This is a genomic window from Rhodanobacter sp. Root627, from assembly GCF_001427835.1.
Lineage (GTDB): Bacteria > Pseudomonadota > Gammaproteobacteria > Xanthomonadales > Rhodanobacteraceae > Rhodanobacter > Rhodanobacter ginsenosidimutans.
In genome coordinates this window covers 280,950-295,763 of the sequence record NZ_LMGW01000004.1, presented here as the reverse complement: position 1 = coordinate 295,763, position 14,814 = coordinate 280,950, and the positions used below count along the sequence as shown (strand labels likewise).

Annotated in this window: 13 protein-coding genes; all 13 read left to right on the top strand. The window is 62.6% G+C overall.

Annotation, left to right across the window (positions count from 1 at the left end):
• The first annotated feature begins 74 nt into the window (after window positions 1-74).
• On the top strand, window positions 75-1,190 hold the full coding sequence (gene lptF, locus ASD68_RS15950) for an LPS export ABC transporter permease LptF (protein WP_056608543.1): 1,116 nt from the start codon (window positions 75-77) through the stop codon (window positions 1,188-1,190).
• Window positions 1,187-2,278, top strand: coding sequence for an LPS export ABC transporter permease LptG (gene lptG, locus ASD68_RS15945; RefSeq protein ID WP_056608540.1), 1,092 nt, complete (start codon window positions 1,187-1,189; stop codon window positions 2,276-2,278). Before lptF ends, lptG begins: the two co-directional genes overlap by 4 nt.
• A 372-nt stretch (window positions 2,279-2,650) precedes the next feature.
• On the top strand, window positions 2,651-3,163 hold the full coding sequence (gene tssB, locus ASD68_RS15940) for a type VI secretion system contractile sheath small subunit (protein ID WP_056608536.1): 513 nt from the start codon (window positions 2,651-2,653) through the stop codon (window positions 3,161-3,163).
• Between the two features lie 4 nt (window positions 3,164-3,167).
• Entirely contained in the window at window positions 3,168-4,661 is a 1,494-nt protein-coding gene (gene tssC / locus ASD68_RS15935) for a type VI secretion system contractile sheath large subunit (RefSeq protein ID WP_056608532.1), read from the top strand.
• A gap of 232 nt (window positions 4,662-4,893) precedes the next feature.
• Entirely contained in the window at window positions 4,894-5,397 is a 504-nt protein-coding gene (locus ASD68_RS15930) for a type VI secretion system tube protein Hcp (protein ID WP_056608529.1), read from the top strand.
• A gap of 116 nt (window positions 5,398-5,513) precedes the next feature.
• Window positions 5,514-6,314 (top strand): type VI secretion system accessory protein TagJ, encoded by an 801-nt coding sequence (locus tag ASD68_RS15925; protein WP_304437675.1) that lies wholly within the window; start codon window positions 5,514-5,516, stop codon window positions 6,312-6,314.
• Window positions 6,315-6,332: 18 nt separating this feature from the next.
• Window positions 6,333-6,836 (top strand): type VI secretion system baseplate subunit TssE, encoded by a 504-nt coding sequence (gene tssE, locus ASD68_RS15920; protein ID WP_056608527.1) that lies wholly within the window; start codon window positions 6,333-6,335, stop codon window positions 6,834-6,836.
• 5 nt (window positions 6,837-6,841) lie between these two features.
• Window positions 6,842-8,725 carry a type VI secretion system baseplate subunit TssF gene (tssF, locus tag ASD68_RS15915; RefSeq protein ID WP_056608524.1) on the top strand — a complete coding sequence of 628 codons (1,884 nt, stop codon included), beginning with the start codon at window positions 6,842-6,844 and terminating at the stop codon, window positions 8,723-8,725.
• Window positions 8,689-9,711, top strand: a complete 1,023-nt coding sequence (tssG, locus tag ASD68_RS15910; protein ID WP_056608521.1) for a type VI secretion system baseplate subunit TssG — start codon at window positions 8,689-8,691, stop codon at window positions 9,709-9,711. The genes tssF and tssG overlap by 37 nt, the downstream gene beginning before the upstream one ends.
• A 98-nt stretch (window positions 9,712-9,809) precedes the next feature.
• Window positions 9,810-12,554 (top strand): type VI secretion system ATPase TssH, encoded by a 2,745-nt coding sequence (tssH, locus tag ASD68_RS15905; RefSeq protein WP_056608519.1) that lies wholly within the window; start codon window positions 9,810-9,812, stop codon window positions 12,552-12,554.
• A 65-nt stretch (window positions 12,555-12,619) separates the two neighbouring features.
• Window positions 12,620-13,087 (top strand): NUDIX hydrolase, encoded by a 468-nt coding sequence (locus ASD68_RS17025; protein ID WP_156458443.1) that lies wholly within the window; start codon window positions 12,620-12,622, stop codon window positions 13,085-13,087.
• 148 nt (window positions 13,088-13,235) lie between these two features.
• Complete coding sequence (locus ASD68_RS17020; RefSeq protein WP_156458442.1) at window positions 13,236-14,408, top strand: hypothetical protein; 1,173 nt, start codon at window positions 13,236-13,238, stop codon at window positions 14,406-14,408.
• 88 nt (window positions 14,409-14,496) lie between these two features.
• Complete coding sequence (locus tag ASD68_RS15895; RefSeq protein WP_056608776.1) at window positions 14,497-14,757, top strand: PAAR domain-containing protein; 261 nt, start codon at window positions 14,497-14,499, stop codon at window positions 14,755-14,757.
• Window positions 14,758-14,814: the final 57 nt, after the last annotated feature.

Sequence of the window (14,814 nt, the reverse complement as noted above, 5' to 3'; positions counted from 1 at the left end):
CGCGGGCCGGACAGGCTAAACTCGCGGTTTGCCGGCCGGTCTGGGCACGGCTGGAGAGCGGGTTAGTTTATCGCATGCTGAGCATCCTCGACCGCTATTTCCTGCGTGAACTGGCGCAAACCGTGGCCGCCACCGTGGTGGTGTTGCTGGTGATCGTGGCCGGCAGCGCGTTCGCCCGCGTGCTGCAGCAAGTGGCCGGCGGCAGCTTTCCGGCCAGCGTGATGTTCCAGGTGCTGGGCCTGCGCACGCTCGACGGCCTCACCAACATGCTGCCGCTGGCCAGCTTCATCGGCGTGCTGATGGGCCTGGGCCGGATGTACCGCGAAAGCGAGATGCACGTGCTGGCGTCGTCGGGCATGGGCGCGAGCGGCTTGTTGAAACCCGTGCTGTTGCTGAGCGGCGTGCTGGTATTGATCACCGCCGTGGTGTCGCTGTGGCTGGGGCCGTGGGCGGTGCGCACCAGCGACATGATGGTGGCCGCGGCGAACCGTTCGGTGATCGCGGTGGGGCTGGATGCGGGCCGCTTCACCGATCTGCCGGGCAAGGGCGGCATCATTTTCGTCGAGAGTCTGAACCGCGACGGCAGCCAGCTGGGGCGTACGTTCGTGGCCACGCAGCGCGACGGCGACGGCCAGCCGCACATCAAGCTGGTCAGCGCGGCCAGCGGCCAGCTGTACCAGGAAAGCGATGGCGGCAATCGCTTCATCGCCTTCAAGCAGGGTTGGCAATACGACATTCCGCTGGGCACGGATGACTGGCGCAGCATGCACTACGCGCGCAACGACACCGCGCTCTCCGACGTGCAGGGCGATGACGACGATGACCCCGTGCATGCGCTGGACAGCTGGACGCTGGCCCGTACCGACGCCCCCGATGCGCGTGCCGAATTCGCCTGGCGCTCCAATGCGCCGGCACTGACCCTGGTGCTGTTGCTGTTGGCGGTACCGCTGTCACGGCAGAACCCGCGCGAACCGCGCTACGGCCGGCTGCTGCTGGCGGTGATCCTCTTCTACCTGTACTACCTGCTGCTGGCGATGGGCCGCGCGCAGATCGGCAAGGGCCACTGGCACAACCAGGCGCCGTTGTGGGGGCTGCATCTGCTGGTGGTGCTGCTCGCGGCATGGTTGCTGTGGAAGCAGTACAGCCCACGGAAAATCGCCGCCTTGCGGCCCGCGGCGGACAACGCATGAGCACGTTCACGATCAAGCGGGTCGACCGGCTGGTGGGCATGAGCGTGCTCGGCTCGCTGCTGATGGTGTGGCTGGTGCTGACCGGTTTCGATGCCATGACCCAACTGGTGCGCCAGCTGCACAACGTGGGCAAGAACGGCTACACGCTCAACAACGCCATCGTCTACGTGCTGGTGACCTTTCCCCGCCGCGCCTACGAGATGTTCGGCAATGCCGCCCTGATCGGCGGCTTGCTGGGTCTGGGTGGGCTGGCGTCGACGGGTGAACTGACCGCGTTGCGGGCGGCGGGCATGTCGCGATTGCGCATCGCCGCATCGGCCGCCGGGGTGATCGGGGTGCTGATCATGGGCGTGGTGGTGCTGGGCGAAACGGCCGCGCCGTGGGGCGACCAGCAGGCGCAGGCGATGCAGTTGCGGTTGAAGGCCGGCAACCTCGGCATGGCCACCAACAGCGGCCTGTGGGCGCGCGACGGCAACAACATCATCAACGCCAAGGCGGCCATGCTGAGCGCCCGGGGCACCGTGCAACTGGCGGACGTCCGCGTGTTCACCATGACCGACGACGGCCGGCTCAGCCGCTTCGACTGGGCGCGCACGGCCGAGCACGAAGGCAGCCAGTGGATGCTGCACGACGTGCGCAGCAGCGTGCTGGACGCGCAGGGCGTGCACACGCGCAAGACCGACACCCAGTCGTGGCAGTCGAGCCTGGACCCGCAGGTGCTGGCGCAGAACATGATCCAGCCGCAGTACCTGTCGATGCGGGATCTGCTCAGCAACATGGCCTACAAGGAGCGCAACGGCGAAAGCCCCGGCAGCTACGCCGTGGCGTTCTGGGGCCGTGCCCTGTACCCACTCAACGTGCTGGTGCTGGTGTTGTGCGCGATGCCGTTCGCGTTCGGCACGCTGCGTTCCGGCGGCCTGGGCAAGCGCATGTTCGTGGGGATGCTGCTGGCCATCGGCTGGTATTTCCTGCAACAGGCGCTGGTCAACTTCGGCACCGTCTACGGCGTGCCCGCCTTGCCGGCCAACCTGTTGCCCGCCATGGTGCTGGCGCTGGCCGCCTGGCTTTATTTCCGCCGCCACGCCTGATCCAACCCGTCTGCATGTCGACCGCGTGCGCCCCACGCCGGACATTTTTTGCGGCCGTCTTTCGATTATGAACGAAAGATAAACGCCGACTTCGGCGCCTTGAGCAAGTTCACGGCGCGACCACGCAGTAACAGGTGGAGCGACATTTCTGTCTGAAATCGCTTCCGCGGCACGTTCCATCGCTGTGCGCGTCTTCGTGCGCAGCCCGCGGGGCGGGCATGACGTGAACGCATCTGAAAAAGGGGTATCAAGTGCTGGTTTTTCGAGGGCATCGCGGCGGTTGCATGGCACCGCTGCGAGCTCATGCGCCCGACGGGCCGGCCACGTTGCGCCCAGTGAACAAGTTGCCCTTCCTCCGAGGAGACAAAAAGCATGGCCAAGCAGAGTAGTCAGAAATTCATCGCCAGAAATCGGGCGCCGCGCGTGCAGATCGAGTACGACGTCGAGGTTTACGGCGCGCAGAAAAAGGTCCAGGTGCCGTTCGTGATGGGCGTGATGTCGGACCTGTCCGGCGTCAACAACAGCGAGCTGCCGTCGATCGAGGAGCGCAAGGCGCTGGAGATCGACGTCGACAATTTCGACAACCGCCTGCAGTCGATGAAGCCGCGCGTGTCCTTTGCCGTGCCCAACACGCTGACTGGCGAAGGCAACCTCAACGTGGACATCACGTTCGAGAGCATGGACGACTTCTCGCCCGCCGCCGTGGCCCGCAAGGTCGGTGCCGTGGCCAAGTTGCTGGAGGCCCGCACCCAGTTGGCCAACCTCGGCACCTACATGGACGGCAAGGCCGGCGCGGAGAAGCTGATCTCCCAGGCCATCAACGACCCCGCACTGCTGCAATCGCTGGTATCGGCGGCCAAGCCCGCCGACACGGACGGAGAGTAAACACATGGCAACCGAAACACAGGCCGAACAGGGCGGCGCCACCGAAACCCTCGAAGCGGGCGACTTCGCCGCGCTGCTGAGCAAGGAGTTCAAACCCAAGAGCGAGCGCGCCAAGGAGGAAGTCGAATCCGCCGTACGCACGCTGGCCGAGCAGGTACTGAGCAAGTCCGACATCGTCTCCGATGATGTCACCCAGACCATCAACGCGTATGTGGCCGAGATCGATCGCAAGCTCAGCGAGCAGATCAACGAGATCATGCATCACGCCGACTTCCAGAAGCTGGAAAGCGCGTGGCGCGGCCTGCATCACCTGGTCAACAACACCGAGACCGACCAGCAGCTGAAGATCCGCGTGATGAACATCTCCAAGAAGGAGCTGGGCAAGACGCTGAAGCGCTACAAGGGCACGGCGTGGGATCAGAGCCCGATCTTCAAGAAGATGTACGAAGAGGAATACGGCCAGCTCGGCGGCGAGCCGTATGGCTGCCTGGTCGGCGACTACTACTTCGACCACAGCCCGCCCGACGTGGAACTGCTGAGCGGTATCGCCCAGGTGGCGGCGGCGGCGCATGCGCCGTTCATTGCCGCGGCCAACTCGTCGCTGATGGGCATGGACAGCTGGAACGAACTGTCCAACCCGCGCGACCTGGCCAAGGTGTTCTCCACGCCCGATTACGCCGCCTGGCGTTCGCTGCGCGAATCGGATGATTCCAAGTACCTGGCCCTGGCCATGCCGCGCACGCTGTCGCGCCTGCCGTACGGCGCGGCCACCAACCCGGTCGAGGAGTTCAACTTCGAGGAAGACACCGCCGGTGCGGATTCCTCCAAGTACACCTGGCAGAACGCAGCGTATTCGATGGCGGTCAACATCAACCGCTCGTTCAAGGCCTACGGCTGGTGCTCGCGTATCCGCGGCATCGAGTCCGGCGGCGCGGTGGAAGGCCTGCCGGCGCATACGTTCCCCACCGACGACGGCGGCGTGGACATGAAGTGCCCCACCGAGATCGCGATCACCGATCGCCGCTCGGCCGAGCTGGACAAGATGGGCCTGATGCCGCTGGTGCATCGCAAGAACTCCGACATGGCGGCTTTCATCAGCGCGCAGTCGCTGAACAAGCCCGAGGAATACGACGACCCGGACGCCACCGCCAACGCCGCTCTCGGCGCGCGCCTGCCGTACATGTTCGCCTGCTGCCGCTTCGCGCATTACCTGAAGTGCATCGTGCGCGACAAGATCGGTTCGTTCGCCGACCGCGAGCAGATGCAGAACTGGTTGACCAACTGGGTCATGAACTACGTCGATGGCGACCCGTCCAATTCCAGCGAAGAGACCAAGGCGCGCAAGCCGTTGTCTGCCGCCGAAGTCGTGGTCGAGGAAGTGGAAGGGGCACCGGGTTACTACACCTCCAAGTTCTTCCTCAAGCCGCATTACCAGTTGGAAGGCCTGACCGTGTCGCTGCGACTGGTTTCACGCCTGCCGTCGGCGGCAAAGGCCTGAGCAACGTTCGGCCGGATGGCGGCGCATGCCTCGTGCATCGCCACCATCCAGCCTTCGACGGGGAGAGAGCTCGATGCGTCTGATGCGCGAGGGCTGATTTTCTTCAGCAGGAGTGTGTCGGGTAGCGGGTGGCGCGAAGGGATGTATCGCTGCAAGTGCGATGCCGACGGCGGGGACAGTCCCGCGCCGGCGGCATCGATTTTCAATCAGATGAGTTCAAGGAGAGGTTTCAATGGCATTCGACATGCACATCAAGTTTGGCGCGGGCAAGGTCAAGATCGAAGGCGCGTCCAACCACAAGAAGCACAAGGGCGAAGTGCCGATCCTGGCGTGGTCGTGGGGCGTCAGCAACACGGGTGACCTGCACACGGGCGGCGGTTCGGCCAGCGGCGGCAAGGCACACGTGCAGGACATCTCGATCACCAAGTACGTCGATGGTTGCTCCAATGCGTTGATCGATGCCGTGTGCACCGGTGGCCGCATCGACACCGCGTGGCTGTACGTCACCAACGCCACCGGCGAGCAGACCGACTTCCTCACCATCGAGTTGAGTGAAGGCGTGTTGATCACCTCGGTGTCCACCGGCGGCAGCGGTGGCGAAGACAAGCTCACCGAGAACATCACCCTGCACTTCGGCAAGTTCAAGTACTCGTTCCAGCCGCAGGATGACAAGGGTGCCAAGCAAGGTGGTGCGAAGGAGTTCACCTACGACATCCAGGGCGTCGCCAAGGCCTGATCGATGTTGGGGAACCGGGCGGCGGGCTTCGAACAGCCGCGTCCTGCGTGGCTGCGCGTTTTTCGCCGCCCCGGTTCTCGCTGCGGTTCCGTTTCGCCACCAAAAACAATTCGAGCGTGGACATGACACCGGAAAACATGCTGAAGGAAGGTCGGTTGGACGAGGCGCTGCAGGGGCTGACGGCGCAAGTGCGCAGCAACCCCGCGGATGCGAAATGCCGGGTTTTCTTGTTCCAGCTGCTTGCCCTGTTGGGGCAGTGGGAACGCGCGAAGAATCAGTTGAACGTGAGCGGAGAGCTCGACGGGCTCAACCATATGCTGATGGTTAACGCCTACACGCAGGCCTTGCAGGGTGAATGCGGCCGCGTGCAGGTGATGGAGGGTGAGCGCTCGCCGGTATTGATCGGTGAGCCCGAACAATGGATGGCGCTGCTGCTGCAGGCATTGAAGCTCGATGCCAGTGGGCAGCATGGCCAGGCCGAGCCATTGCGGGAGCAAGCGTTCGCGCAGGCACCGGCAGTGGGCGGCAACATCGATGGCACGCCGTTCGAGTGGTTGGCTGACGCCGATCCGCGTTTCGGCCCGTGCCTGGAACTGATCGTCAATGGTGGCTATGCCTGGGTGCCGTTCGCACGCCTGAAAACGCTCGTGTTCGAGGCGCCCACGGACCTGCGTGACAAGATCTGGGCACCGGTGCAGATCACCTGGGCCAACGGTGGCCAGGCCGTGGGTTTTGTCCCCTGTCGCTACCCGGGCTCCGAACGTTCGGCGGACAGCGAGGTGGTACTGGCGCGCAAGACCGAATGGATCGATCAAGGCAATGACTCCTACATCGGCCTGGGCCAGCGCATGCTCGCCACGGATGCCGGCGATTACCCGTTGCTGGATATCCGCACCATCTCTTTCGACAGCGTTTGACCAGGGCGTACGCGAGCCATGGCCGAACTCACCACCCAGGAACGACTGCAGCCCTCGCTGCTTGACCGGCTGACCGACGACGAGCCGGGCAAGTCCGAAGAGAGCCGCGAGAAACGGGTGATCTCGGCCACGCGCTTGCGCGACTGCGTGACGCGCGACATTTCCTGGCTGCTCAATTGCGTGCACCTGGGCACCGATGTGGATCTGGAGCCGTACCCGGAAGTCAGCCGCTCGGTACTGAATTTCGGTATCCCCGATCTCACCGGCATGGCCTTGGCCGGCGTCGACGGCAGTGCGCTGCAACGCCAGATCAAGGACGCCATCCTGGCTTTCGAGCCGCGGCTTACCGGCAACACCTTGCGCGTGGTGGTGCAGTCCGACACCGCCCGCATGGATCGCCAATCGCTGGTGTTCAACATCGAATCGGAGATGTGGGCGCAGCCGATCCCGCTGAACCTGTACCTGAAAACCGAAGTGGACCTGGAAACAGGCAAGTTCAACGTTTCTGAAAGTTTTGGCTGAGCCTCATGGATCCGCGCCTGCTGCGTTATTACAACCGGGAATTGCAGCACGTCCGCGAGATGGGCGGCGAATTCGCGCGCGAGTATCCGAAGATCGCCGGCCGCCTGGGCATGGAAGGCTTCGAATGCGCCGACCCGTACGTGGAGCGGCTGCTGGAAGGCTTCGCGTTTCTCGCCGCGCGCGTGCAGTTGAAGCTCGATGCGCAGCAGCCGGTGTTCACCCAGCACCTGATGGAAATGATCTACCCGCACTACCTGGCGCCGGTGCCTTCGATGGCCGTGGTGCAATTGCAGGCGGACCTGAAGGAAAGCGCACTGGTGACCGGTCACACCGTGGCGCGCGATACCGCGCTGCGCAGCCTGATCGGGCGCGATGACCGTACCGCCTGCGAGTACCGCACGGCGCACGACGTCAGCCTGTGGCCGCTGCAGATTACCGAGGCCAAATATTTCGAGACGCCTGCCGCCATTGCGGCCGCGGGCGTGCCGATTCCAACGAACAAGACCGTACGCGCCGGCTTGCGGCTGAAATTCCAGGTCACCGCCGGCGCCCAGGCCAACATGCTGACGCTGGACGAGCTGCCGTTGTTCATCGCCGGTGCCGACGAACTGCCCAAGCGGTTGTACGAGCAACTGCTGGCCAACGCGGTGGGCGTGGTGGTGCGCACGCAGGGCGCCAGCGGTCCGATCGAAGAGCATCTCGACGCCGGCAGCATCCACAGCAAGGGCTTTGACGACAGCGAAGCGTTGATTCCCTACAGCGGCCGCTCGTTCAGCGGCTATCGCCTGCTGCAGGAATACTTCGCCTGCCCGGAACGCTTCCTGTTCGCCGTGTTCACTGGCCTGCGCAAGGTGCTGGCGCGTTCGAACAGCAGCGAATTCGAGATCGTGGCGCTGTTCGACCGCAGCGTCAGCCGGCTGCACAACGCCGTGGACGCGGGCAACTTTCGCCTGTTCTGCACGCCGGCGATCAACCTCTTTCCCCGTCGTGCCGACCGCATCCACCTGCAGCAGGGCAAGACGGAATACCACGTGCTGGCCGACCGCACGCGGCCGATGGATTTCGAGATCCACAGTGTCAGCAATGTCGAAGGCTTCGGCGACCGGCAAGAGCCCGAACAGCGCTTCCAGCCGTTCTATGGTTGCGACGAGCGCACCTGGCATAGCGGCAACGCCGCGTTCCATACCGTTCGGCGCGAGCCACGGATGCTGTCGGCGCGCCAAAAGTTGAATGGCGCGCGCTCGAGTTATGTCGGCAACGAGATGTTCATCTCGCTGGTCGATGCGGCCGACGCGCCGTACTCCACCCAGTTGCGCCAGATCGGCATGCAATTGCTGTGCACCAATCGCGACCTGCCACTGCAGATGCCGGTGGGCAAGTCGCATACCGATTTCACGCTGGACGTGGGCGCGCCGGTGGAATCCATCCGCTGTGTCGCCGGCCCGACCAAGCCGCGCGCGTCGGTGGCGGTGGGCGAAACCGCGTGGCGACTGTTGAGCCACCTGCAACTGAATTACGTGTCGCTGCTGGGCGACGGCAACGAGGATGGCGCCGCCGCGCTGCGCGAGATGCTGACGCTTTATTGCGATGAATTCGACTCCAGCGCCCGACGCCAGGTCGAAGGCATCAAGGCGGTCAGCTCGCAGCCGATCGTGCGGCGCATTCCGGTGCCCGGCCCGATCACTTTCGGCCGCGGCCTGGAGATCACGCTCACCTGTGACGACGGCGCCTTCGAAGGCACCGGGGCCTTCCTGCTGGGCTCGGTCATGCAGCATTTTTTCGCGCGCTACGTTTCGGTGAACTCGTTTACCGAAACCGTGCTGCGCACCCTTGAACGCAACGAGGTGGCCCGATGGCCGGTGCGGCTCGGCAAACGACAGACGCTGTAGCGCTGCAGAACGCGCTGCGCGACCGGCCGGAGGACTTCGAATTTTTCGAGGCCATCCGCCGGTTGGAGTGCGCCTATCCCGAGCAGCCGCGCGTGGGCGAATCCACCAAGCCGGCGGAGGACATGGTGCGCTTGTGCCACACGCCGTCGCTGTCGTTTGCGCCGCGCGCCATCGATCGTTTCGAGCCCGGTGGCCCGGGGGCGCCCGCGCGCATGCATGGCCTGTTTTTCGGTCTGTTCGGTCCCAATGCGCCGTTGCCGTTGCACTTGACCGAGTACGCGCTGGATCGCCAGCGCAACGAGAAGGATTCCACCTTCATCGCGTTCACCAACATCTTTCATCACCGCATGACGAGCCTGTTTTACCGGGTTTGGGCCGATGCGCAGCCGACGGTGCAGTTCGACCGCCCGCAGGAGGATCGTTTTGGTACGTACGTGGGGGCACTGGTGGGCTTGGCCACGCCCGGCCTGGCCGGCCGCGACGCCATGCCCGATCAATACAAGCGGTTTTTTGCGGGACGACTGCTGGCGCAGACGCGCAACGCGGAAGGTTTGCGCACGCTGCTGGAGGACTTTTTCCGCATCCCGGTGCGCATCGTGGAATTCATGGCCGAGTGGATGCGCCTGCCGTCGACGGCGCACCTGCGGCTGGGCCACTCCAGCGAGGTGGCGGGCCTGGGTCAGACCGCGGTGATGGGCGAATACGTATGGGGTGCGCAGCAGCGTTTCCGACTGCGCCTGGGGCCGTTGAACCGTGCGCAGTTCAACAATTTTCTGCCCGGTGGCGAAGCGCTGCGGCAACTGATGGCAGCAGTCAAGACCTACATCGGCGAAGAGAAAGCGTGGGATGTGCAGTTGGTGCTGAACCGGGATGAGGTGCCGGTGACGCGCCTGGGCCAGGCCGGCCGGTTGGGGTTGAGTACGTGGATGGGCCAGCGCCAGTACGACGGCGATGCCGATCACGTCGTACTCAGGCCGGTGGGGTAACGCGGCGCGCAGGCGCCATTCGATCAACAAGGGTTCGCTGCCGCATCCATCGGCGACGGCGGGCTCCGATAGCCAATCAACCGAAGGGATAAAAAGTCATGGCGGAAATTTCTCGCAGTGCGCTGTTTGGCAAGCTCAACAAGCTGGCGTACCGGGGCATCGAAAGCGCCACCGTGTTCTGCAAGCTGCGCGGCAATCCCTATGTCGAGCTGGTGCACTGGATCCACCAGATCCTGCAACTGCAGGACTCGGACCTGCACCGCATCATCAAGCAGTTCAACCTCAACCCGTCCAACCTGGCGCGCGATGTCACCGACGCGCTGGACCGGTTGCCGCGCGGCTCCTCCTCGATCTCCGACCTCTCCAGCAACGTGGAGGAAGCGGTCGAGCGCGGCTGGGTGTTCGCCACGCTGATGTTCGGTGAAGCGCAGGTGCGCACCGGTTATCTCCTCGTGGGCGTGGTGCGTACGCGTCACCTGCGCAATGCGCTGGTGGCCATTTCGGCCGAGTTCGACAAGATCAAGCCCGAGGCGCTGGTGGAGAAATTCGCCGAAGTGGTCGCCGGCTCACCCGAGGATGGCCAGAGCGCCAGCGACGGCTTCCACATTGGCGGCGCCGTTCCCGGCGAAGCCAGCGGCGCGATGGGCCCCGCGCAGATGGGCAAGCAGGAGGCGCTGAAGCAGTTCACCATCGACCTCACCGAGCAGGCGCGCGAAGGCAAGATGGATCCAATCGTCGGCCGCGACGACGAGATCCGCCAGCTCGTCGACATCCTGATGCGCCGCCGCCAGAACAACCCGATGCTGGTCGGTGAAGCCGGCGTGGGCAAGACCGCGGTGATCGAAGGTTTCGCCATGCGCATCGCCATCGGCGACGTGCCGCCGCCGCTGAAAGACGTGCAGCTGCGCGCACTCGACGTCGGCCTTCTGCAGGCCGGCGCCAGCATGAAGGGTGAGTTCGAGAACCGCCTCAAGCAGGTCATCGAGGAGGTTCAGTCCTCGACCAAGCCGATCATCCTGTTCATCGACGAAGCGCACACCCTGGTCGGCGCCGGCGGCGCCGCCGGGACCGGCGACGCGGCGAACCTGCTCAAGCCCGCGCTTGCCCGCGGCAACCTGCGCACGATCGGCGCCACCACCTGGGCCGAATACAAGAAACACATCGAAAAGGATCCGGCGCTGACCCGCCGCTTCCAGACCGTGCAGATCGACGAGCCCAGCGAGGAAAAAGCCATCCTGATGATGCGCGGCGTCGCCAGCGTGATGGAGAAGCATCACAAGGTGCAGATTCTGGACGAGGCGCTGGAAGCTGCGGTGAAGCTGTCGCACCGCTACATCCCCGCGCGCCAGTTGCCGGACAAGTCGGTCAGCCTGCTCGACACCGCCTGCGCCCGCGTGGCGATCAGCCAGCACGCCGTGCCCGCCGAAGTGGACGACACGCGCAAACGCATCCAGGCGCTGGAGACGGAGCTGGCCATCATCGCCCGCGAAAAGAACGTGGGTGTCAACGTCACGACACGCGAGGAAGCCGCCAACGACAAACTGGCCACCCAGAAAGCGCGGTTGGAAACACTGGAGGCGAACTGGGTCGCGGAAAAGGAACTGGTCGAAAAAGTCCTCGATATCCGCTCGAAGCTGCGCGGCTCCAATGCGCCGGTGGAAGGCACCGGCAGCGCGCTGGAGGAGTCGGCCAACCAGGAAGCGGAAGCCAAGAGCGCACCGCCGGCTGGCGAGGCCGCCTTGGACGGTGCCGAACGTGCGGCCGCACTGGAAGAACTGAAAGGCCTGCAAACCCGCTTGGCCGAGTTGCAGGGCGAAACCCCGCTGATCCTCGCCTCCGTCGACTATCAGGCGGTCGGCTCGGTGGTGTCGGACTGGACCGGTATCCCGGTCGGCCGCATGGTCAAGAGCGAGCTGGAAACCGTGATGAACCTGGCCGGCCTGATGGGTCAGCGTGTCATCGGCCAGGATCACGCGATGGAGATGATCGCCAAGCGCATCCAGACCTCGCGCGCCGGCCTGGTCGATCCGAACAAGCCGATCGGCGTGTTCATGCTCGCCGGCACCTCCGGCGTCGGCAAGACCGAGACCGCGCTGGCACTGGCCGAGGCGCTGTACGGCGGTGAGCAGAACATCATCACCATCAACATGAGCGAGTTCCAGGAAGCGCATACCGTCTCGACATTGAAGGGTGCGCCCCCCGGCTACATCGGTTACGGCGAGGGCGGCGTGCTCACCGAAGCCGTGCGCCGCAAGCCATACTCCGTGGTGCTGCTGGACGAGGTGGAAAAAGCCCATCCCGACGTGCACGAAATCTTCTTCCAGGTGTTCGACAAGGGCGTGATGGAAGACGGCGAAGGCCGCTCGATCGACTTCAAGAACACCCTGATCCTGCTGACCACCAACGCTGGCACCGACATGATCGCCGGCCTGTGCAAGGACCCTGAGCTGATGCCCGATCACGAAGGCATGGCCAAGGCGCTGCGCGAACCGCTGCTGAAAATCTTTCCGCCGGCGCTGCTGGGCCGCCTGGTGACGATCCCGTACTACCCGCTCAGCCCGGAAATGCTGGGCAAGATCGTCAAACTGCAGATCAACCGCATCAAGAAGCGCGTCGAAGCTCGCTACAAGATCCCGTTCGATTACAGCGAAGATGTGGTGAAGCTGGTGGTCGAGCGCTGCACCGAAACCGAATCAGGCGGCCGCATGATCGACGCGATTCTGACCAACAGCATGCTGCCGGATATTTCGCGTGCGTTCCTCACCAAGATGATTGAGGGTGAGGAGATTGCGAAAGTGCAGGTGGGGGTGACGGATGGGGAGTTTTCGTATGGGTTCGGGTGAGGCGCGGTTCACTCTTTGTGACAAAAATTGGGCCAGCTTAGTTTTTAACGATAATTGGAAACTTTATGCCTAATAAATCCTACGGAATACTGTTCAGTGATATTGGTGACGATTGCGGTAAATTCTATTTTCCGATAAAACTTTCGAGCTTGGCGTACGGCGATATGCCGCAATTTTTTGGCGGAACAATAAATGCCGGAGAAACGAAGTTAACCGCATTGATTAGGGAGGCTAAAGAGGAGAGCAACGACCAAGTTGTTGTATTGAGTTTGGGTACAAAAATACACAGCGCGAATGTTTTGGGAAGTACATATAATTTCTATGTGGTTACATCCTTTACGGGAACCCATTTTGTTGGCGATCTGAAGGGAAACAATGAAATGGCATCCATTCAGGAGTTTACTGTAACTACAGGTGGCGATGGCTCGATGGAGGATTTGATGAACAAATTGCGTGTTACGCCGAGCGAAGATTTTTCGTCATCAGAGACCTATGCGGCTTTTGAAAAGGCTATTGATTGGAGTCAACGTTAACTCTGAAGCGGGCCAGAGTACATTTTAATTTCAAATATTTGAAAAATGTGTCAGGGACAATTGTTAGAAGGATGCAGGGTCCTTAAACTGTCCTGACACCATTTATCGTCTCGACTTGAAATAATCAGTGCCATTTGGAGACCAAGGCATGGCAGATATAAAAGTTCCAACGAAATCAGAGTTCAAGTCGCTAACCGGTCGAACCGGAATGGGTAAGGTGTTTAAAAGGAAATCCGATCTCGATGCCATTTTCTCGGCATTGGAAAAGCATGACCATGCTTCGGGTATGGATGCGCAGATTTCCGCCCTGCGTGCGGTGAGAAGAGCCTGTATTCAATGGGTAACTGCCACGTTTGGCACCAATCGAGCGAGCTCGGGTGCAGTGAATCAATTGCTGACCCAATCAAACCAGAGATTTCTGGCGTTGATGGAAGCCCGGTATGCGGGTTCGCAGTCATCCTCAAGTCAAGTACCCGGCGCAAATAAAATCACCGCCGTCCCCAATCTTCCGTTTGGCAAAGAGCTTACGGGAAGCGACGTCAAGCGCACGGGTAATGCGCTTCAGGCCGGGCTGGCCGCCGAGAGAGGCGACCGCCATTGGGGCCCTCACGTACACAACAAGATGAAAGCCCTGTATGACCGATATGCCGCTACGGGCGGGTCGCTTTCGATGGGGGCATGGGCAGACCATGTCTTCCCCGCGAACTTGCAGGACGATCCCGGCGGAATGTACCTGGGGGGTGCCAATCAGGCTTCAGCTCCCTCCGCTCGGGAAATCTCCGAAGGCGTCAAATACTGCACGAAGGAGGAGCGGGCGGCCTACAAGTTGGACATCACGGCCGGAGTCGTCGATGACGTGGATGGGGATCCCTACGATACGGCGGGAAGGGAAACACATTTCTCCGGCTTTGGTTGGGCGATTTTCGTACTTGGATTTGACAACATCCTGTACTCGAACACGCATCTGGTGAACTTGTTCCATCACTCCAGTTTCTTCGCTGGAGAGCCCGTTCAATGCGGTGGAGAAATATGTTGCATTGGCGGAAAGGTTCGTTATTTGACCCCAAAAACCGGGCATTACCGGAGCGGAAAGCAGAACTTCTACAGAATGTTGAGCTTTCTTAGTTATCACGGTGTTGATCTGAACAACGTTCTGGCATGTCCCGAGCCGCACGTGTCGCCCATGAAATTCTGGCGCGCCGCAGATGTATTCAGTGCGAATGGAGGCGCACCTTCCACGCCACCCGTGCAGACTGGCGGCCCCGGAAAACTGCAAAACGCGGGGGTGCCGCAATGGCCGGTGCCACCCATGGCCCTCTGATATGCGTGATTGAATTGGGCATCGGCGCCGGTTGCCGATGGAGCTTTGAAAGGAGAACGCCGTGCAGCCAGCCGCTCGATTGACCGACATGCACACCTGCCCGATGACCACCGGGCCGGTGCCGCACGTGGGTGGCCCGATCATGGCGCCGGGTGCGCCGACGGTACTCATCGGCGGGTTGCCGGCGGCGTGCATGGGCGACATGGTGACCTGCGTCGGGCCGCCGGATTCGATCATCAAGGGCTCGCCGAAGGTGCTGATCGGCGGCAAGCCCGCCGCGCGCATGGGTGACAGCACGGCGCACGGTGGGGTGATCGTATTGGGCTGCATGAAGGTGCTGATCGGATGAGGTCGAAGCTGAAAAGAGCGAAGGCGGACAGGGCGAACGTGTCGTTTCGGCGGCCGT